Source organism: Candidatus Latescibacterota bacterium (assembly GCA_019038625.1).
Lineage (GTDB): Bacteria > Krumholzibacteriota > Krumholzibacteriia > Krumholzibacteriales > Krumholzibacteriaceae > JAGLYV01.
This window is the reverse complement of record JAHOYU010000001.1, coordinates 1-21,586: the sequence shown is the minus strand read 5'-3', so window position 1 is coordinate 21,586 and position 21,586 is coordinate 1. Positions and strand designations below refer to the sequence as shown.

General features: G+C 52.2%; 13 protein-coding genes. 9 read left to right on the top strand and 4 right to left on the bottom strand.

The genetic code is table 11. The features are described from left to right. Positions 1-3,366, top strand: a 3,366-nt coding sequence (locus KOO63_00065; protein MBU8920231.1) for a VCBS repeat-containing protein, incomplete at its 5' end; no start/stop codon positions are given. 60 nt (positions 3,367-3,426) lie between these two features. On the opposite strand, the gene ettA is transcribed toward KOO63_00065, so the two are convergent. The 3 genes from ettA to KOO63_00050 are packed head-to-tail and all read right to left on the bottom strand — an operon-like array spanning position 3,427 to position 7,852. Continuing rightward, positions 3,427-5,112 (bottom strand): energy-dependent translational throttle protein EttA, encoded by a 1,686-nt coding sequence (gene ettA / locus KOO63_00060; GenBank protein MBU8920230.1) that lies wholly within the window; start codon positions 5,110-5,112, stop codon positions 3,427-3,429. A gap of 24 nt (positions 5,113-5,136) precedes the next feature. Continuing rightward, positions 5,137-6,486, bottom strand: a complete 1,350-nt coding sequence (locus tag KOO63_00055) for a hypothetical protein (protein ID MBU8920229.1) — start codon at positions 6,484-6,486, stop codon at positions 5,137-5,139. Next, entirely contained in the window at positions 6,476-7,852 is a 1,377-nt protein-coding gene (locus KOO63_00050; protein ID MBU8920228.1) for a sigma-54 dependent transcriptional regulator, read from the bottom strand. The genes KOO63_00055 and KOO63_00050 overlap by 11 nt, the downstream gene beginning before the upstream one ends. 202 nt (positions 7,853-8,054) lie before the next feature. Between KOO63_00050 and KOO63_00045 the strand changes: the two genes are divergently transcribed. The 5 genes from KOO63_00045 to KOO63_00025 all read left to right on the top strand — a co-directional run bounded on the left by KOO63_00045 (position 8,055) and on the right by KOO63_00025 (position 14,397). Next, entirely contained in the window at positions 8,055-9,026 is a 972-nt protein-coding gene (locus KOO63_00045) for a DUF4097 domain-containing protein (protein MBU8920227.1), read from the top strand. 225 nt (positions 9,027-9,251) lie between these two features. Next, the gene (locus KOO63_00040; GenBank protein ID MBU8920226.1) at positions 9,252-10,505 is read left to right on the top strand and encodes an HlyD family efflux transporter periplasmic adaptor subunit; all 1,254 of its coding nucleotides are present in this window, start codon (positions 9,252-9,254) and stop codon (positions 10,503-10,505) included. 80 nt (positions 10,506-10,585) lie between these two features. Beyond that, positions 10,586-11,272: an ABC transporter ATP-binding protein gene (locus KOO63_00035; GenBank protein ID MBU8920225.1), complete on the top strand. Its 687-nt coding sequence runs from the start codon at positions 10,586-10,588 to the stop codon at positions 11,270-11,272. A gap of 19 nt (positions 11,273-11,291) precedes the next feature. After that, a complete protein-coding gene (locus KOO63_00030; GenBank protein MBU8920224.1) occupies positions 11,292-13,652 on the top strand; it encodes an ABC transporter permease in 2,361 nt (786 codons plus the stop codon). 82 nt (positions 13,653-13,734) lie between these two features. After that, the gene (locus tag KOO63_00025) at positions 13,735-14,397 is read left to right on the top strand and encodes an ABC transporter ATP-binding protein (protein MBU8920223.1); all 663 of its coding nucleotides are present in this window, start codon (positions 13,735-13,737) and stop codon (positions 14,395-14,397) included. Positions 14,398-14,476: 79 nt separating this feature from the next. On the opposite strand, the gene KOO63_00020 is transcribed toward KOO63_00025, so the two are convergent. Beyond that, entirely contained in the window at positions 14,477-14,815 is a 339-nt protein-coding gene (locus KOO63_00020) for an Hpt domain-containing protein (GenBank protein ID MBU8920222.1), read from the bottom strand. Positions 14,816-15,262: 447 nt separating this feature from the next. Between KOO63_00020 and KOO63_00015 the strand changes: the two genes are divergently transcribed. The 3 genes from KOO63_00015 to KOO63_00005 form a co-directional block, all read left to right on the top strand. Next, positions 15,263-18,277, top strand: a complete 3,015-nt coding sequence (locus KOO63_00015) for a hypothetical protein (protein ID MBU8920221.1) — start codon at positions 15,263-15,265, stop codon at positions 18,275-18,277. A 17-nt stretch (positions 18,278-18,294) separates the two neighbouring features. After that, a complete protein-coding gene (locus KOO63_00010) occupies positions 18,295-19,614 on the top strand; it encodes a PorV/PorQ family protein (GenBank protein ID MBU8920220.1) in 1,320 nt (439 codons plus the stop codon). Between the two features lie 12 nt (positions 19,615-19,626). Continuing rightward, a partial coding sequence (locus KOO63_00005; protein ID MBU8920219.1) for a tetratricopeptide repeat protein occupies positions 19,627-21,586 on the top strand: 1,960 nt, incomplete at its 3' end.

Below are 21,586 nucleotides of genomic sequence, written 5' to 3'. Positions count from 1 at the left end.
TATGAAAACATCGGAGGGACGTTTTCATTCACACCGATCTGGTCTTCGGCCCCGGAGAATTATACTTATAGCGTCGCCCTGGGAGATGTGGATGGGGATGGTGATCCCGATCTTGTGTGCGGGAATAGTGGCGAGAGTAACACTCTCTATGAGAACACCGGTGGGACGTTTTCATCCACACCGATATGGTTCTCGGCCCCGGTAGGCTGGACTCGGAGTATCATCTTGGGGGATGTGGATGGGGATGGTGATCTCGACCTTGTGTGCGGAAATAATGGCAATAACACACTCTATGAAAATATTGGTGGCACGTTTTCAATCACACCGATCTGGTCTTCTGGTCCGACGAACGGCACTAGAAGTATCGCGCTGGGGGATGTGGATGGGGATGGGGATCTCGACCTCGTGTGTGGAAACTATGGCGAGAGCAACACCATCTATGAGAATAGCGGCGGGATGTTTTCATCCACGCCGATGTGGTTATCGGACCCGACGAACGGGACTTCAAGTGTTGCTTTGGGGGATATAGGTGGGGATGGGGATCTCGACCTTGTGTGCGGAAATTCTCTCAACAATGACACGTACTATAGCAATATAAAAAACCCTGCATACACGGGAGATCTGCTTGTACCGACCAATCAGGTACCCAATAACGGGCCGTTCATAGGGAGAAGTTCTGTCGATGTGTTGGATGAGAATCACTATCGAGTGATTTTTACGGTCTATGATGTTGAGTCGGATGTAGTCTGGGTCGTACCTGAATATCAGTTCGCCGGCGAACCGCAGTGGTGGCCTGTTTATATTGCAGGAGGAACCAGTTTTGGTCCGATAGCAACCGCGCCGGAGGGGGTGACCGACTCGCTGGAATGGGACATCAGCCTGGTGCCGTTTGATTACCGGGATGTAGTGCTTCGTCTTCGTGTAGCAGAGATCCCGGTTCGCGTCAGCACCATACAGCACGCGTCATCGTATTTGCAGACAGTCGGCCGCATCATCCCCATACGCCCCGAGTTGAGCAGCTCAACCGATTCTCTCCTGTTTTCGCAAACAGCCATCACCGTAGGAGACACGGCTTCGCTTGAGCTTATCCTGTCCAATACAGGTACAGTTGATCTTCTGGTGTCGCAGATTGAATTGCCATCGTCAGAAATGCGGATCACCGGGACAACACCGATTACTCTTCATCCCGGCGAGGCAGATACAGTGGCGGTATTTATCGAGCCTCGAATAGAAACCGACATCTCCGATTTTATAACGATTGCAAGTGATGATCCGGTTACACCATACCTCCCTATCATGGTCACGACCGATATCAGGTCACTAGACGTCACGCACGAGTTACTGAAGGCATCCGATGTCATTCCTCTCGGTGAAGCGGTAACGGTCGTTGTTACTCCGGCACCACAGGTGAACGTTGAACTGGGGCATATTACTTTCCGCGCAGCGGGGACTTCGGCATTCCTGGACAGTATCTCTCTATCAACATTCAAAGATGAGTTTGTCGTCGTTATTCCCGGCGAGAAGGTGACCGAAGCGGACCTTGAGTACTATATAATAGTCGAGAACAGTGGTGTGTTCGGCACCGACCCATCGGGAGCACCCGATTCGTTCTATACACAGGCGGTGGAATCTCCCACAGGAATAACGACCGAACCGGCACCAAACTCGGGCGCGGATTATCTTGCGGGCCGCGAGATCAAAGTCCATGCGATCATACCGACAGGTACAGACTTTCATAGCGGTTCGCTATATTACCGGGAAGGCGGATCAGATAGTTACCTGGTCGAAAGCCTTTTCCTGGAGGGGGTATATCCCGAGGCATCCATTCCCGGCAGCATGGTGGGGGCTCGCGGGGTCGAGTACTGGGTGGATGTCGAAACCGAAACGGCACACCTGTCCGACCCTCCGGCAGCACCTTCTCTGTATCCTCGCGCGATTTCTGTAATGGTACAAGATCTGGTTGAACCCAGCGTCCATGCGGGGGGTGAGGGGGCGAGCGCATACCGCATGATGAGTATTCCACTTCAGTTCAAGGAAGATTTTACCGGTACGATCGAGGCCCTGCTCTCCGACCAGCCGGAATTCGGACCGTATGATCCGGTAAAATGGCGCTCCTGGGCTTACCTCCCTGAATCAGGAACTTATGGTGAACTCAGTGATCAATCTTTTGCTCAGAGCTTCCGGCCCGAGCCGGGCAGAGCCTTCTGGCTTATTTCGAGAGCAGATCACCGGATCTCGACGGCTCCTGTTTCGGGACTCTCAACGCCCACAGGCACCCTATTTGCACTGGAGCTTGCAAGTGGCTGGAATATGATCGGCTCCCCATTTGCTTTTCCTGTAAGCTGGGATTCGGTTCGTGTGGACACACTGTACATGAGCGAAGCTGTGGGTGTCAGCGTTGATCCGCCGATAGGGTGGGACAGCGGATATAGCAATGAGGTCTCCACGATGGAACCCTTCGATGGATACTGGATATACAATCGAGCTGATGATCCGGTGACGTTGTATATTCCAGATGAAGAAGCGGAAGTCGGAGTATCACACTCTCCGCTGGCTGTCGCGGCTTCAGGAGAAGATTTTCGCGTGTTCCTCCATGTGACCTCAGGGGATCATGAAGACTTCTCTACCTTCATCGGCACCTCAACCCAGGCTGTACGAGACCTCGACCGCCTGGACCGCATGAAGCCACCGCCTGCTCCGGGTCAGGGGATATCACTATACCTTGTCACCCGGGGAGCGGGGGAGAGGTGTTATCGTCTATCTGCTGATATTCGTTCGAATCCTGCGAGTGGAAATGAGTGGGGGGAAGTGTGGGCGTTTGATGTGATGAAGAGTGTCTCAGATAATACAGCGGGAGATGCAGTGACGATTACGGTAAACAGCATCAAGAACTTGCCGGCCGATGCTGATATTGTTCTTGTCGACCGTACGCTCGACCGTCAGATCGCTTTGGGTGAGGACGTCGAATATACCTTTTATCTGGATTCGCGTGATTATGTCGCAACCGAGGAAGAAACCCGTTTTCGGATAGTTTTGGGAAGTGAGTCTTTTGTTCAAGAAGAAGCAGCTCGATTATCTGAGATGCCAGGCCAGGCAGCTCTCTACCAGAACTACCCCAATCCCTTCAACCCATCCACTATCATCCGGTATGATATAGCTGAGTCCGGCATGGTGAGTCTTCGTATCTACAATGTCACCGGCGCGCTCGTTAAAGTTCTCGAAGCACGACACCGTGACCGTGGCCGCTACGAAGTGGGCTGGAACGGTGAGAATAATCGCGGAGAGCAGATCTCCTCGGGGATTTATTTTTACCGATTGACAGCACCCGGATATTCGCGAACACGCAAGATGGTGCTTATCAGGTAATCAATCATACGACGCTTGTAGGATTCCGGGCCAGCACCTGATACTGAGCTGATTCCTCGCCTAATCCCTCGTCAGAGATCTGTACTTGATCCTCTTCGGGATCTCTGCCCCGGCTCCGAGACGTTCTTTCTTGTTCTTCTCGTAGTCGGAGAAATTCCCTTCGAACCAGTAAGCAGTACTGTCGCCCTCGAAGGCGAGGATATGGGTGGCCACGCGATCGAGGAACCATCTGTCATGGCTGATCACGACTGCACAGCCGCCGAAGTTCTCGAGGCCCTCTTCGAGCGCCCTCATGGTGTTGACGTCCAGATCGTTTGTGGGCTCATCGAGCAGGATCACATTTGCTCCCTCTTTCAGGACCATGGCGAGGTTGACCCTGTTTCTTTCTCCTCCCGAAAGGATACCGACCTTTTTCGACTGGTCCTGGCCCGAGAAATTGAATCTGGCCACATATGCGCGTGAATTGACTTCCTTTTCGCCGAGCATGATCAGGTCTTTTCCGCCGGAGATCTGTTCCCATATCGATTTTTCAGGATCGAGAAGTTCCCTCGATTGATCGACACAGGCTATTTTGACGGTCTCGCCGAAGGTTATTTCGCCGGTGTCCGGAGTCTCATGGCCGGTAAGCATCTTGAACAGGGTCGTTTTTCCCGCACCGTTTGCCCCTATGATCCCGACTATCCCGCCTGGGGGAAGTGTGAACTTGAGGTTTTCGAAGATCAGCCTGCTGTCATAGGCCTTGGATATATTATCCGTCTCTATCACCACGCCGCCGAGTCTCGGCCCGGCTGGTATAAAGAGTTCGAGATCGTTGCGCCGGCTTTCAGTTTCCTCTCCTAAAAGGTGTTCATATGCGCTGATACGGGCTTTTGACTTCGTCTGTCTCGCTTTGGGAGACATCCTTATCCAGGCGAGTTCGCGTTCCAGCGTCTTCATCCGCCTGGATTCCTTCTTGTCCTCCAGCGCCAGTCTGCCCTGTTTCTGCTCAAGCCAGGAGGAATAATTTCCCTTCCATGGGATGCCTTCACCCCGATCGAGTTCGAGGATCCATCCTGCTACATTATCGAGGAAATACCTGTCATGGGTGACGGCTATGACCGTGCCTGTGTATGCCTGAAGGTGGTGCTCCAGCCAGGCTACCGTTTCGGCGTCGAGATGGTTTGTGGGTTCGTCGAGCAGCAGGATATCCGGTTTCTGGAGAAGAAGCCTGCAGAGGGCCACCCGTCTTTTCTCACCACCGGATATATTCTTTATAAACATGTCGGATGGAGGACATCTTAGAGCGTCCATCGCCATCTCCAGTCTCGAATCAAGATTCCAGGCGTCGAGAGTGTCGATCTTTTCCTGGACCTTTCCCTGGCGCTCAAGAAGAGCAGTCATCTCATCGTCGTCCATCGGTTCGGCAAATTTTGCGCTTATCTTGTTGAACTCATCGAGTAGTTCGACTGTCTCGCTCACGCCTTCCTCGACGATCTCCTTTACCGTCTTTTCACCGTCGAGCTGAGGCTCCTGTTCGAGGAAGCCCACACTGTAGCCGGGGGAGAGGACCGCTTCTCCGTTGTGCTCAGTGTCAACGCCCGCCATGATCTTGAGGAGTGTAGACTTGCCGGAACCGTTCAACCCCAGCACGCCGATCTTGGCTCCGTAGAAATATGAAAGCGAGATGTCCTTGATCACCTGCTTTGTGTTGTGGTATTTGCTTACTCCCATCATCGAATAAATGATCTTTTTCGAGTCGGTGGTCATTGCATCTCCAATGTGTAATGGTGGTCAGAATCTCATCCTGAATATGGTCTTTATTCCTGGTTCGGACAATACAGTGAGATCGCCTCTGTGAAGTCGCATGATCTGTCTGGAAAGGCTGAGGCCTATGCCCGAACCGTCCTTTTTGGTGCTGTAGAACGGTACAAACACTTTTTCGATATCTCCGCCGGTTATGCCCGGCCCGTTATCTATTACCCTGATGACTGCCCTGCTTCGGTCGTCTATCGATGCTTCGATGGATACTCTCGCTTCATTTCGGCCTTCATTCGCCTGAATGGCGTTGATGACGAGATTGATCAACACCTGCTCTATCAGTTGCTGATCCGCCGTTAGTAACATTGTCGATGGTTCGATCAAAGAGGCCAGAGAAACATCTTTCTCCCCGGCCTTCTGAATCACAAATTGTTCGACATTACTTACCAGCTCACTGACCGGGAAGGTCGTGTATTGTGGTTTCGGTATGTGTGTAAGGTCGCGGTATGTGTCGACAAACTGCAGGAGGCCATGTGCCCGTCTTTGTATTGTCTGCAGGGCGCCGGAGATATCTTCAGCGTCACACGGGGCGGTGATCTCGGAGTCGACTCTGTCGTCGGGCAGGAGCATCTCCTCCACGCTCGAGGCAAGCGAACCGATCGGAGCCAGTGAGTTCTTTATCTCATGGGTCAGCACTCGGATGAGGTTCTGCCAGGCATCCATTTCTTTTTCATTCAGCTCCAGGCTGATATTCTGAAAAGATACGAGGGTGATCATCCTTGTCCTCTGCCTCAACTCTGTGGCATACAGTGACAGTTGCAGGAGTTCCTCGTCGATAGTGACGGTGAAGAGGTCCCTCTTTCCCGGTTTGAGTTGCCTTACGATATACGGCAATCCGGGACTAACTTCATCGAGGCTTTCCAGATTTCGAAGATGAGTGATTCCGAAGAGTCTTTTTGCCGCGGTGTTGATCAGGTCGACCTTTCCATCCTGACCGTATGCTACTATTCCGACGCCGATATGCTGGACAACAGTCTGGAGGTAGCGGTGGCTCTCTTCCTTTTCGAGACTGATCTCACGGAACCGGCCCATTACTTTTTCGAAGGAGTTGTTCAGCTCATCGAACGATCTGCCTTTTATGCCGCCTCGAAAATTCTGTGAAAAATCCGAGTACTCTATCGAATCGAGGAACCTCGTGAGGTCCCTGTTAGTCCTTTCTATTAACCTGAGAAGGGAGTATGCCTGAGCGATGACCGCAAAGGCGCCGATCATTATAATCGCGTAGAGGTCCTTGTTTACTATGAGATATACCGCGATGAAGATGGTTCCGATCAGAAATACAATGCGGACTAGAAACCGAGTCCTGAATCGTTTAAAGGCCATAGCGTTCCAGCCTGCGATAAAGGGCCGCGCGGCTGAGGCCGAGCTGCCTTGCTGCCAGGCTGATATTGCCTCCGAACCTTGCAAGGGCCCTTCGTATGACAGTCTTCTCTATATCTTCGAGATTGAAATCGTCCAGTGGAAAATCCTGTTCTTCGGTCTCACCTCTGGGCAGGAGGAAATCCTCCGGTTGAAGGGTCTTGTTCCCTGACATTATTACGGCCCGTTCCAGTGCATGCTGGAGTTCGCGAACATTTCCCGGCCAATCGTACCTCTTGAGTTTGCCTATAACGGCAGTGCCGATACGTCCAATATCTTTCCTGTATTTTTTGCTGTAAATCCCGAGAAAATGTGTGGCGAGGGGTTGGATATCATCGATCCGCTTTCTCAGGGGAGGTATATTGATCTCAACAGTGTTCATTCTGTACAGGAGGTCCTGCCGGAATGTGCCTTCCCGTACCATCGCTGTAAGAGACATGTTGGTCGCGCAGATGAGACGGATATCTATGTCATGGACCTTGTTCGATCCCACCCTGATCACCTGGTGGCTCTGAAGCGCCGTGAGGATCTTCGCCTGCAGGTCGAGCGGAAGATTGCCTATCTCATCCAGAAAGAGAGTACCCCCTGATGCGATCTCGAACCTTCCGGGCCTGTTTTCCCTGGCGTCGGTAAACGCGCCCTTCACATGTCCGAAGAGTTCACTTTCGAAAAGCGTGCCGCTTACAGCTCCCATATCGACTCGGACAAATGGTTTGTCGGAACGCTCCGAACTGCGGTGGATGGCTCTGGCAACCAGTTCCTTGCCCGTGCCGTTTTCCCCCGTGATCAGGATGTTGGCGTCAGTTCCTGCCACCTTGTCGATCAGCGTGAATACATGCCGGATCGCATCTGATTCCCCTATAAAATCATGGAAAGGCTGGTCGAGATCTTCACTGAGCGTCTTTTGCCGCTCCAGCAATTCGTTGATCTCGCCTTGAGAACGACTGAGTGCCAGCGCCGAGGATACCGTAGTGAGAAGTTTTTCGTTCTGCCAGGGCTTGACTATGAAATCGGCGGCGCCTTGCTTGATCGCTCTGACCGCCATATCGTAGTCGGCAAAGGCGGTGATCAGTATGACAACGGCCGAAGGATCGATGTCGAGGATGCGGCTGAGCCACATGAATCCTTCCTTGCCGCTCGTGACGTCTTCGGTAAAATTCATATCGAGAAGGATCACGTTGAACTTGTCGCGGGCGAGAAGGGAAGGGATGTTTTCCGGGTCGTTCTCAGTCTGTACCAGGCTGAAATGTTGTTTGAGAAATAGGCGGGCGGCAAAGAGAAGGTCCTCGTTGTCGTCGACTATCAATATTTTGCCGATTTTCTTTCCCATCGTGTTCATATTACGTATTAATATACCGACAGGTTCCATAACTCAAGAAAAAACTGTCCGCAGACGGACATGTCGACGGCTCGAATAGTTCCGCCTGGTATATAAGACCCAGATCGGCTGGTTCTGAATTTCCGGAAACAAATCATATCGCAAAGTGTACAATTGTCGTAGAGTCCCAACAAATATGACACAGGGAGGATGCATGATGAAGAGAATTTCTGTACATGAAATGATTTCAGGGGTGCCGATCGGGAAATCAGCTGTACTACAGTTTCCAACTATACTGTTCGTGCTTGTTGCGATTATCTCGATGGCTGTCACTGGGCAGGCTTTCGCCCGGGAAAAAGTCATAGAAAAGACATTCAGCGGCATCGAGTCCATAAAGATGAAGGTCGTTCTGAGTCGTTGCGAAGTAGTGCGGAGCAGCGACGGACTGGTGCATATGACATTTTCCCATGACTACGATCCGGACGAAATAGATGTCGATTTCAGGGAAAGGAACGGAAGGCTGACGATCGAGGAAGACCTTGATTGTGATAATTGTGGTCGCGGAAGGTCCCTCTGGGTACTCGAACTTCCGGACGGTATCAAGTTCCGTTTCAAGGGGGCGACCGGAGGCGTGGATATCCGCTCGCTCGATATCGATTTCTCCGCTGATACTGGAACCGGCTCATATCTGATAGAGGATTGCGGGGGATCTTTCGATCTGAACACAGGCACCGGTGACATAGAGCTGAAGAATAGCACGGGAGAATTCGAGTTCAATACCGGTACGGGCAAGATCGAGATCTTCGGTTGCTCGGGAGAGTACGACACCAATACCGGCACAGGCAGGGTCAGGATCGAAGACTCGAAGTTCGATGGGCCGGGAGAGTTCAATTCCGGCACGGGCAGGGTCACCGTAATACTGACATACGGCACCGAATATGATATAGACGCGTCATGCGGGACCGGAAACGCGACAGTCGACCTCGACGGAAACGAGCCTTTCGGGTATTTCGAGTTCGAAGCACAGGAGCGAAGGGGCAGGATATCTTCACCCTTCGAATTCGACGGCGAAGAAGAGTTCGAAAGGAACGATACCTGGTATGTCCGAAAATATTTTCAGCGTGGTAGCGACGATGTGATTATCAGGATCATCACAGGTACCGGCAGAGCCAGTCTCAAGAAATAAAATCAGTTAGTCGGGTTTTCTCCACCCGGGACCCGGGTGTTCGAATATGAACACTCGGCCTGGTTGTTTGTGAGAATGTTCGAAATCGAACACAGCTTGTACCGTATCCGGACACGAATTTAGCCCCTGTATTCTATAACTCATTCTAAAATAATAATATAACAATGTGGCACGGAGCTTGATAATAGAAACTCAGAAGGTCTTGAAACTTTAAAGGAGTCGAAATTGGACAAGAAGATAGAAAAGAAAAAATGGACACCTAAAAAGATCGCATATATGGCCGGGGGCCTCCTACTGGCAATATTTATTCTATACTCCATTATTTTCGGCAGTCGGGATTCCAAACTCAATGTCAAGTCTGAGCGTATCACCATATCAGAAGTGTCACTCGGAGAGTTTCAGGAGTTCATCGCGGTGACAGGATCGATAGTTCCCATCAAGACTCATTTTCTCGACGCGGTGGAAGGTGGAAGGGTGGATACGGTCTTTGTGGAAGCGGGGAGTTTCGTTAAAGCGGGTGAGCCGATCATAAAGCTTGCGAATACGAACCTGCTTCTCGATATCATGTTCCGGGAGGCGGAGTTATTTCAGCAGAGCAACAACCTGAGGAATACCAAGCTCGACATGGCCCGCAACTCACTTCAGATGCGCAGGCAGCTGCTCGATCTGAAAAACCAGATCCGCGGTCAGAAACGGATAAACGACAGTAACGAGATACTCGCGGAGAAACAGCTCATTTCCACCCGGGAGTACGAGGAATCGCAGGACGAACTCGATTACCTCAACAGTTCGCTTGAACTCACTATGGAGATGAATCATCAGGATTCGCTTTTCCGCGTGGCACAGATAGAGCAGCTGGAGATGTCACTTTCCAGGATGGAGGGCAATCTCGATATCGTCAGGCAGAACATGGAGAACCTGATAATCAAGGCTCCGGTCACCGGGCACCTCACATCCCTCAATGCAGAGATCGGCGAATCAAAAGCCCGGGGTGAGAGACTGGGACAGATCGACATACTCGATGGTTTCAAAGTGCGTGTTTCCATAGATGAACATTATATCGCCCGTGTCAACACCGGTCAGAGGGGGTCGTTCACTTTTTCGGGAGAATCCTACAAGCTCTCTATCGATAAAGTATATCCCGAGGTGTTGAACGGGCGATTTGAAGTCGACATGCTCTTTGTCGCGGATGAACCCGGAGGGATCCGCCGTGGACAGACGTTGAGGATCCGCCTCGAACTGGGCGATCTTTCAGAGGCGACTCTGCTCGCCACAGGGGGGTTCTATCAGAAGACGGGGGGAAGATGGGTCTACGTTATCGACCGATCGGGCGATACTGCCAGCAAAAGGCAGATTCAGATCGGACGCGAGAACACCATGTTCTATGAAGTGCTTGAAGGCCTGCAGCCGGGAGAGAGGGTGATCACGTCATCGTATGATAACTTTGGTGATGTAGACATACTTATCCTCAAGGACTGACGGCTGCCGGAAAGAAAGATGTTGAGATTCAACAGGACGTTGAGATTAAGAAGAAGAGTGACCAGCAAAAGGAGAAGCGGATGATAAAGACAAAGGACCTTGTAAAGATCTTCAGGACCGAAGAAGTAGAGACTACGGCTCTGAACAATGTGAATGTCGAGATCAAGGAAGGCGAATTTGTTTCGATTATGGGGCCGTCGGGATGTGGAAAATCGACATTACTCAACATCCTGGGTCTTCTGGACAATCCCTCCGGAGGAGAATATCATCTTCTCGAGGAGGAAGTATCGGGTTACTCCGAACGGCAGCGTTCGAACCTGAGAAAGAACAATATAGGATTCGTCTTCCAGAGCTTCAACCTGATCGACGAGCTTACGATCCACGAGAATGTCGAACTTCCCCTCCTATATCAGAACGTCCCCTCGTCTCAGAGGAAGGAAAGGGTTGAGGAAGTCCTCGAACGTTTCAACCTCATGCCGAGGCAGAACCATTTTCCTCAGCAACTCTCAGGCGGCCAGCAGCAGAGAGTGGCCGTAGCGAGGGCCGTCATCACCCGACCGAAACTGATCCTGGCAGATGAGCCGACAGGAAACCTCGATTCGGCGCATGGTGAGGAAGTGATGAACTCTATGGTTCAGTTGAACGAAGAAGGAACAACTATAATCATGGTGACACATTCACCAACATACGCCGAATATGGCAACCGTATCATCCACCTCTTCGATGGAAGCGTTGTAACGGATGTAAAGGGCAAACCGATGGTCTAATGACCACTGAAAGGCAGTCATGTTCAGGAATTATTTCAAGATCGCATTAAGAAACATCAGCAGGTACAAAGGCTATTCGTTTATCAACATCGCGGGCCTGGCGGTCAGTATTGCCTGCGCGATCCTTATTGCTCTTGTCCTTAAGACTGAATTAGGGAAAGACGATTTTCATGAGAACAGGGAACGGATCTACAGGGGATTCCAGAAGGCGGGACATTCTGAAGGGTATTTATATACAGACAACCTTCCCGGGCCGCTTGCTGCCCATCTCAAGGAACATTACGCGGGGATCGAAGAGACCGCGAGGTTGGTCTATGGAAGGGGAAGGGCTCTCAAGTACGGGGACATGAACTTCATTGAGCGGGGACTCTATCTGACAGACCAGCCGTTTTTCGATATCTTCTCGTTTGAGCTTGTAAGGGGAGACCGCGCTTCTCTGTTGACCGAACCTTCTTCTATAGTGATCACGGAGAGCATCGCCAATAAATATTTCATCGATGAAGATCCGATCGGCAAGGTCATGATGCTTGAAAACACTATTCCGGTGACGGTGACAGGTGTGATGAAGGATATGCCACCCAACACTCATCTTGCGAGAGTGGAGATCCTGATCCCGTTCAGCAATACTCAAGGCCTGTATGGTTCTGCCTTTGACAGCTGGGACTCGAACTGGCCCCGGTCATATGTGATGCTGAAGCCCGGTATCGCTCCTGAGGAGATCTCGGCGCAGATCTCAGGCGTCCTGACAGACAATGGTCAGCGTGATGTCATCCTCTCGCTTCAGAAACTGAAAGATTTCAACCTGTACAGGTATGACGGGAGTACAGGTTCTATAGGATACCTCATGGTCTTTGCCCTGGTAGGGTTGTTCGTCCTTCTCATCGCCTGCATCAACTTTATGAACCTCACGACAGCGAGGGCCCAGAGAAGAGCGCGTGAAGTCGGGTTGAGAAAAGTGTGTGGCGCAAGGAAAAGAGACCTGATCATCCAGTTTTTCGGTGAATCGATCCTCAATTCACTTATAGCTCTGGTCGTGGCGGTCCTGCTGGCTGAACTCCTTCTGCCCGTGCTTAACGGGCTGACCGGAAAGACCCTGGCCGAATCGATCTTCAATAACCTTCCGCTTTTAATGGCGGGATTGGGTATTTCTCTGTCGACCGGTATACTGGGAGGTATCTATCCATCTCTATATCTTTCGTCTTTCCAGGCGGTCAGGGTACTGAAAGGCGGACAGCACGCTACCGGGAAAACGGTCTTCAGGAACGCCCTTGTAGTAATACAGTTCTCTCTCTCGATCCTGTTGATCATCGGGACTTCAGTAGTCTTCAGGCAACTCGATTTCATCAGGGATTCGGACCTCGGATATAACGAGAAAGGTCTCGTGAATGTCTATCTCAGCGGTGATTCGGTCGAAAGATCTCAGGCACTCAAGGACGAACTGGCGAGAAGCAGTTCGATCATAAACACGACAGTGACATCCAGACTTCCACTCAGTAGCGGAGACAACTCTTCCCGCTGGGACTGGGAGGACAGGGAGGAAGGCCTGCGGGTACTCATCAATACTGTGCGGACAGATGAAGATTATATCCGGACCATGGGGATAAAGCTGTCAGCAGGGAGGGACCTTCAGGATAACGATTTGATCAGAGCAGAAGAGGGAGCTCATTCGGGGATAATCCTCAACGAGACTGCCGTCAGACAGATGAAGATGGAGGATCCGGTGGGAAAATGGTTCGGCAACAGTTCTATTCGTATGACTATTGTCGGAGTGGTGAAGGATTATCATTTTGAATCGCTATATGGAGAGGTCGAGCCGATAATGTTGTGGGTCAGCCCTTCCTTTAGAAATTATTTGGTTGCGAGGATCGATCCGGACAGGACAGGTGAGGCCCTGGCGCATATCGAAAGTACATGGAAGGCCATCAACCCCGAACTGCCTTTCGTTTACCGGTTCATGGAGGCAGACCTGGACAGGTTGTATGGGAAAGATCAACGACTCGCCAAGCTCTTTGGCTATGCCGCCATCCTTGCGGTGTTTATCGCCTGCCTCGGACTTCTCGGTCTTGTTTCCTATATGACAGAGCGACGCAGCAAAGAGATGGGTATCAGGAAGGTCCTCGGCGCGTCTGTTTCCGGGATAGTCCTGCTGTTCACGAAAGACATAGCGAAGTGGGTGCTTGCTTCGAACATCATCGCCTGGCCTACAGCCTGGTTCCTGATGGACCTATGGCTCAGGAACTTCGCTTTCAGGACCGATATGAGTCCGATGATCTTCATCAGGGCGGGAGTCGGCGCACTGGTCATCGCTCTTGGTACGGTCAGTTTCCAGGCCATGAAGGCCGCTAACAGAAACCCGATCGAAGCGATTAAATATGAGTAGTGAAAGTGTGACTATTATGGGATTCTGTCTGAAGGGCTATACAAGATATTGCTGATAAGCAGTCAAGGATGAGGAGCGTCAGATGATAAAGCTGAGAAACATCACTAAATTCTACTCCGCGGGGATTGTAAAGACCTATGTCCTCAGGCGGATCGACCTCGATATAAAGGAAGGCGAGTTTATTACAGTGATGGGCCCTTCGGGTTCCGGCAAGACTACTTTGCTTAATATTGTGGGGATGCTCGATACACCATCAGACGGGGATTATGTCTTCTTCGATGAGAAGGTCCATCTCCTGAATGACAAGAAGAGATCTGCCCTGTACAACAAGTTTTTCGGTTATGTCTTTCAGAGCTTTCATCTGATCGATGACCTCACCGTCTACGAAAACCTGGAGACACCTCTGCTGTACAAGAAGATCAAAGGTTCAGAGCGCAAGAGCATGGTCTGCGATACGCTGGACCGGTTCCGAATAGTGGGGAAGAAAGACCTTTTCCCGAGTCAGCTATCCGGTGGACAGCAGCAGCTGGTCGGAGTCGCGAGAGCGCTCATCGCAAAACCCAAGCTGGTACTTGCCGACGAACCCACGGGCAATCTTCATTCAGAGCAGGGCGAAGAGATAATGGAATTGTTCAAGAAACTCAACTCTGAGGGCACTACCATTATTCAGGCGACGCATTCAGAGAAGAACGCTGCCTATGGTGACAGGATCATCCGTCTGCGCGACGGATGGATTGAAGAATAGTTTGAGGGACAGGTTCCACATCTGACCTCGAGCATTTCCCCTGACATGTCACTCTGTTTTCCCGGACTAGACTCGAAGACTATTTCCCCAGGTGAGATTCGAGTCTTGAGAATGCTGTTTTGAATTCCTCGAAATGTGTTTTCGCCTTTTCGATATTTCCAGCTTTTCCGGCTTTTTCTATCTCAGAGGCTACCGAGCTGGCTTCTTTCGCGCCGATATTGGCGCTCGCGCCTTTAATCGAATGCCCGGTCCTGTGTATCAATTCAGCATCACATGACAATATAGCTACGACCATTTCGTCCATCCTGCCGGCCATGTCATCGAAATATCCCTCGATGATCTCGGTTATCATTTCTTTGTCACCATCGAGACACTCATTAAGAATGCTGGAGTCATATATCTCAGTGGTAGATCCCATTTCGACTGCCTCCGAAAGTTAATATTTATCTCCTTGCTATCTTCATCGGCAGACGGGGTCTATGGCTTTATCAGATTTCTCCGATTTCGGGAGGATTATCAAATTGACTCCGGGATTGGTTTCGGATGAAAAAATTTCCTACCCAAGGGGAAATCAATGCCGCAGATCCTGGCCTCATGTACTTGATGATAACTGTCTGTTCAGCCCCGGGTTTCTTCCAAGACTCTATTGATTTTCATGTTAGACGGGAGGTTCTGCAGGTTGTGCCGGAAGCTTTTCCCATGGCATATGTCTTGCCGTTCTGACCGGTGAAATGAAGAAACGGCCGTGAGAAGACAGGTGCTGAAATCTCACGGTCTCCAGTCGAACCGGAAAGATCCGGGCTGAAACAGGCCGGTATTCCGGTGCATACAATAATCAGAGGTGAGAATCGTGAACAGGATGCCGATGAATGTCAGACGGATGATGCTGATACTTACAGCTGCGACGGCGACACTGGCGGTGTTAACGGCCCAGGCCTTTTCATGTCCATATTCGAAGCTCCAGGTCCTTGTGCCTGGAGAATCAGCAGCGCCGGGAGACGCATCGGGGATGACAGGGTATCCGGAGTCCCAGGTCGTCGGTGTCCCTTTTCAGGTATTGGTAAGGGCATGTGATGATGACTGGCAGACGGTGACCTCGGTCAAACATGTTTTCAGAATAACCTCTTCGGACGGGATCGCCGATCTGCCTCCTGCCGAGCCGATGATCGGAGGCCAGCTGGTCGTTACGGTCATCTTGAATTCCCCCGGGGTTTTTACCATTACCGCATGCGATCTTACGGATGGAGAGCATTACTCGGCGACATCATCGGAGATCGATGTGATCGGGGGGACGGGTGATACGGAACGGATAGTCTTTTCCGTGATAGATGCGGGCAGGAGAGCCGGATCGCCTTTCGCCGTGGAAGTAAGGGCGGTCGATCATAATGGGAACACGGTCGATGGTTTTTCCGAATCAGTCTCTCTGAGCCAGATCACGAGTCTCGGCGAGGGAAGGATCCAGCCTGAATCGATAGATCTTTTCGGGGGCGAATGGTCCGGTATGATGACCCTTTTTCTGGCCGACGAGTCTATGACAGAGTGTACAGGCGGAAGCGTCAGGATATCGGGAGTCTCCGGCGACAGTCCCGTGATCCAGGGTATGAGCAACTGTTTTACCGTGCTTCCCGGCGATTTTGCCAGGCTCCAGATAGTCGTGCCGGGACAGACGCGAGATCCCGGGACTCTGCAGGGTCTCACGGGAGAGCCCGCGACCCAGCTGAGTGGATATTATTTCAAGGTCGAGATCTTCGCGACAGACGAGTACTGGAACAGGGTGCAGGCATCCGATGCAGTCAGGCTCGTTACAAGCGACCATGCTGCGGCTTCTCCTCTCACGGGGCTGCTCGAAGACGGATACGTCTCTTTCAGTACAGTGCTCGTAACGCCGGGCACCCAGACATTTACCATAACAGATGATACAGACTGCGATATTGCTGGGATGACGACCGGGGGCATTCCCGTGATCTCCGACGAACCTTCTTTTGTCATCGAGCCGGTTGCCGGGCCACTCACTGCCGGCGTGCCGGTATTGGTGACAATAAACGTCATCGACGGCGATGGCGAACTCATAGACGGATATAACGGATATGCCATGCTTGCCGCGGACACCGGTCCGGGAAGCATTTCGCCGGAGACAGTCAGGTTTTCGGGTGGCAGGTGGACCGGAGAGATGACTTTTTTTGGATCGTCTGTAGAAGTCCTTTTCTCATGCATAGATTTTGTCGTTCCTCCGAATATCGGGACGAGCAACCCGGTTGAAGTCCTGCCCGGTGAATATGCCGGACTGCAGGTCATCCTGCCGGGTGAAATTCCTACAGGGGGGATGGAGCCGGGGTTTGAAGGAGAGCCTGCGGCGCAGTCGGCGGGTGCAAGGTTCGACCTGCTTTTGAGGGCAGTCGACTCCTGGTGGAACACTGTACCCGATATGAACGGGACTATATCGATCGTCCCGACAGATGCCTTCGCGGACATTCCTGAAGTAGTGAGGCTTTCCGGCGGAGAGGCTTATGTGACGACGACATTCTACAGGGCGGGTCCTCACACGATAACCGTTTCGGATATAGATGCTGAAGAGGAACCAGTTTTTTCAAATGAATTTTCGGTACGGCCCGGACCGTATACACAGATAATCATGCTTGCTCCCGGCGAAGAGCCGGTCCCGGGTTCGGAAACAGGCAAGGCCGGAGCTCCTCTCGATCAGTCGATCAGTTATTCATTCACGCTGAAGATCGTTGCCACCGACGACTGGTGGAATCCGACCGGCGGGGTCGTCGATATAATCGAGATCGTCACCACCGATCCGCTGGCAGAACTGCCCGGTGGAACGGCGATGAATGATGGTGTCGCCGAGATAGTGGTAAGGCTTTCCACCGGTGGGTACCAGCTTCTTACGGCAAGGAACGTTTCGATCTCTTCGATGAGAGAGGCTTTGACTCAGGTGCGGGCTATCAACAACGGGTTCCATTACGAGGTCGCAGTCGACCCGGCCAGGGTAATAGCGGGTGAGTCGTTCACTCTCGAAGTAAAAGTGACGAACGATGCGGGAGCAGTTATGCAGGAAATCAATTCTTTCGCTACCGTTGGCGTACTCAATGCCGATAACGGCGAGCCCGGAGGAGGGACTCTGCTCATTCCCCAGTTCCAGCTTCTACAGGGAAAGAGGACGATCAGGCAGACATATACCATGGCGGAGCCGATCCTGCTCATAATCAGTGACAGTGACGGGAACGCGCCGGGCCTGACGAACGTCATCGAGGTCGACCCGGGGCCGCCTTCACTTCTCACCGTGGAAAGTGCCGAGCCATGGGTCGGCAGCAGGAAGAGTACAATCGTGACTGCCAGTGTATTGGATCAGTACGGGAATGGCGTTCCCGGGCAGCCTGTTTTGTTCCATCTCGCCGGTAGTAGTGGAGAACTGATCCAGATCGACGAGTACACCGACGAACTGGGACTGGCCAGAGCGGAGTTCAGGTCTTCGTATGAACCGGAGATCGGGACGATACTTGTCATATCCGGCGAGTTCGACGTTTCCATGAATATCGAAACGGCCCATGTGGATCCGAATTCACCTGGCGGGTCGGTGACAAACTATCCGAATCCCTTCCATCCGGGAGAGGTCCCTACCACGATCGCTTATATGCTCGATGATGAGGCCGCTGTGACGATGAAGCTATTTACTCTGAGTGGAGGGCTTGTTTTCAGAAAGACATATGCCTCCGGAAGCCCGGGTGGGCTGTCCGGCTTGAACGAAATACAGTGGAACGGGCGTAACGGCAGGGGGACCCTGGTCGCCAGTGGCGGCTATGTACTCTTTATCGAAGCGGTCCGTTCAGGAGAGACAATACATACGATGCGCCGCAGGATAGGCGTTGTCAGGTAACACGGGAGGATCCGGCGATGTTCCGTTTCAATAGTAAGAAAATGATTATGGTCCTGTCGACTGCAGTCGTTCTGTCCCTCCTGCCCGCGGCCTGTGACGAGGCCTGGGGCAGTGAAGAGAATGCTGGAATGACGGGAGACTGGCTGACTCACTTCAGGAGCGCAAGGTCGATGGGCCTTGGGGGAGCATTTACCGCAATCGCCGATGAACCGATCGGTATGGTATGGAATCCGGCCGGCCTTACGCAGCTCTATCGCAATGAGGTGTATCTGGAGACCGCAAGGTTGTTCGAGGGGACTTCGATAACGAGTTTCAGCTTTGCTGTTCCAGGCACTAGGTTCCCGACTCTTGGGTTGTCGATACTTTCTTTGAGTTCGGGCACATTCGAAAAGACCAACGAGTTTAACGAAGTCACCGGATCGTTCAACGAAAGCAATATGGCATTCATTCTCTCGGCTTCTCATGACCTCTATCAATTTCTATCCGTTGGTGGAAACTTGAAGGTCCTCAGACAGTCTATGGATGAGTTCAATGATACGGGGATCGGTATCGACCTGGGGATCATGGCCAGGGTGATGCCGGGGTTGAGTCTCGGTGCATCACTGCTCAACATAGGCGGCCCCTCCCTGTCGCTTCGGGATACAGACGAAAGTTATCCTGTGGAGTTCAGGGGAGGGTTCGCCCTGCAGATCCTTTCAGGCAGAGCAGCCGTTACAGGTGAGATAGTCAGGATATCAGGAATCGAGACCAGTTTCCACGCTGGCACCGAGTATTGGGTGAACCAGTCTCTGGGCCTGAGGCTCGGGCTGAACGCCTTGTCCCCTGCCGGAGGTTTCTGTTTCAGGTTGCCGCGGGACGTAAGACTGGATTATGGAATGGAGAATCACGAACTCGGTGTCACTCACAGATTCAGCGTGAACTATGCTTTTGGTGGCTTCTTCGCAAAGTCGAAAGCCGAACCGTCGGTATTCTCGCCTCTGGGCAGCAGGTCTGTGACGAAGTTTCATCTCAGTTCGAGGACGAGGAAAGATGTCAGCAGGTGGGAACTCTCGGTAATCGACAAGTTCGACAAGAAAGTACGCATGTTCGGCGGCAGGGGGACTCCTCCTGCTCATATCATGTGGGACGGTAAGGCGGGAACGGGAACGCCGGTGCCGGACGGTATATACACGTATAGACTGACTATTATCGATGCGGGCGGGATGACGATATCAGGAAGACCAGGGACAGTGGAGATAGATACGAGTATTCCGCAGGTGAAGGTCCCCGTTGTAGTCGGGCGCCGGGATGCCGGCGATGTGGACGGGGATGAAGGGATCGAGGGTTCCGAACAGTAGAAAAGGAAAACGATGTCAGAAACTAACTCAGGAAGACCAGGGACATTTTCAATAATCACCAGGAGCTCCATGATCGTAGCGCTGGTAGTCGTGGCTTTGACCCTGATGGCACTGGGAAGTCCTGCGGGAGCAGAAAAAACGAAGATCGATGCCAGGGCGATGAACCTGATCAATAGCGGGGGAAGAGAACTGGAGGGAGCAAGACTCCGTTCGAACGATGATCTTCGTGCCGTATCAGAGGAGATGCTTGGGAAGCTTGAGACCATTCGGACCGGAGGGATCAGGGATGACGTCCTGGCCGGTATATTCATGCTTCGTGGAGAGGCTCTGTTTATCACGGAAGATTATTTCGGGGCCGAAGAATCTTTTCGCAGGGCGGAGAAACTCTACAGGAAAGGTGTTTTTCCGGATGACGCGATGTATCTGCGGATAAGATCTCTGGAAAGTGCGGGAGAAGAAACGCAGGCAGCTACTCTATGGAAAAAATGGTCCGAGTTGTACGAAGCAGGCCCGCTTGATGCCGAAGCGCAAATGGGAGCGATCTGGAATATGATCAGGCGGGAAGAGTTCGGTGCCGCATCAGTCGCACTCGTCTCATTAAAGAAGAAGTACCAGTGGATGGCCGGTGACCCCGGACTGATGCTGGCAGAAGCTTCCGTAAGGTATTACAGGGAAGATTTTGCAGGAGCCTTTTCGATAATGGAGCGAATGAAAGTGGAGAGGCTCGAATCTGAAGGATCTACTTTTCTGAGCGCGATGAGCAGGGAGAAGATGGGAGACGAGTTCGGTGCTGCTCGTGATTATCACAGGTTTGTAAGGGAATTTCCCTCATCCGATCTTGCGGGGTACGCATCGCTCGCGAAGGCAAACATCATGTCGAGCAGGGAGGACTATCTTTCCGCAGCCGCGAGCTTTCACCGGCTTGCCGAGCGGTCGGGCCGGGATGATATAAGGAATGAAGCTCTCCTTCTGGAAGCGATGTCTGAGTTCCTCGGGGGCCGGATCGAACATGGTATGGCCCTGATGAGGAATGTGGCGGGATATGATCATTCCGAAAATCCGACAGATCAAATAGATACTTCGAGCAGTAGTGGGGAGTCGGAAGACATCAAGGCGAGGGCGAGGTTCGCCCTGGGTGAGATGAACTGGTGGCTCGGCCGCTTCGAGGACGCGGTGATAGACTTCAATCTTGTATTATCGGAACATTTTGATCACGGACTTGCAGGAAGCGCTCTTTATCGAAGCGCCAGATGCGTAGACGCTCTCGGCAGGCATGCTGAGGCGAACAGCACCTACCAGGCTGTGGCGTCCGGTTATCCATATGCTTCCGAAGCTCCGGCCGCTGTATATCTGGCCGGAGTGGGATTGCTTGAACAGGGACTTCCCCTGGCGGCGGCTCCCTATTTTCAGCTTATCATGGACAGGTACTGGGGAGAGGATGTGGAAGGGACTTATGTCTTCAACAATTCGGAGCATCAGGAACTGGCCGAAGCTGCTTTGTGTCTCCTGGAATATTCATACCACCAGACGGGAGATATGGGACAACTTTCGGGCGCACCCCATCTGGTGCTCCACAGAATGCCGCCGAGCAGTTCCAGATGGAGAGCATGGGCTCTCCTTCTGGACGCGGACGCTCTCGCGGAACAGGCGCGTTACCCGGAAGCACAGGAGACTCTCGCAAAGCTTTTCAGGGAATTCCCGGATGATAATGTCGGGATAAAAGCTAATCGGCTCCTCGCCTGGACCTATTCCCGTCAGGGTCGCGAGGACCTGGCGATTAAGACCGAGGAACGTCTTCTGGCGAGATACCGGGCTCAGGATGACTGGGGAAACATGAGTGCCGCCAGCCTGACTCTGGCTCACGCGTGGTTCAACAGGAAGGACTATGTCGAGGCCGGGAGGAGATACTCGGGATTTATGAACGACTATCCCGATCACCCTGAATACAGGATCGCTCTATACCAGTACGGAC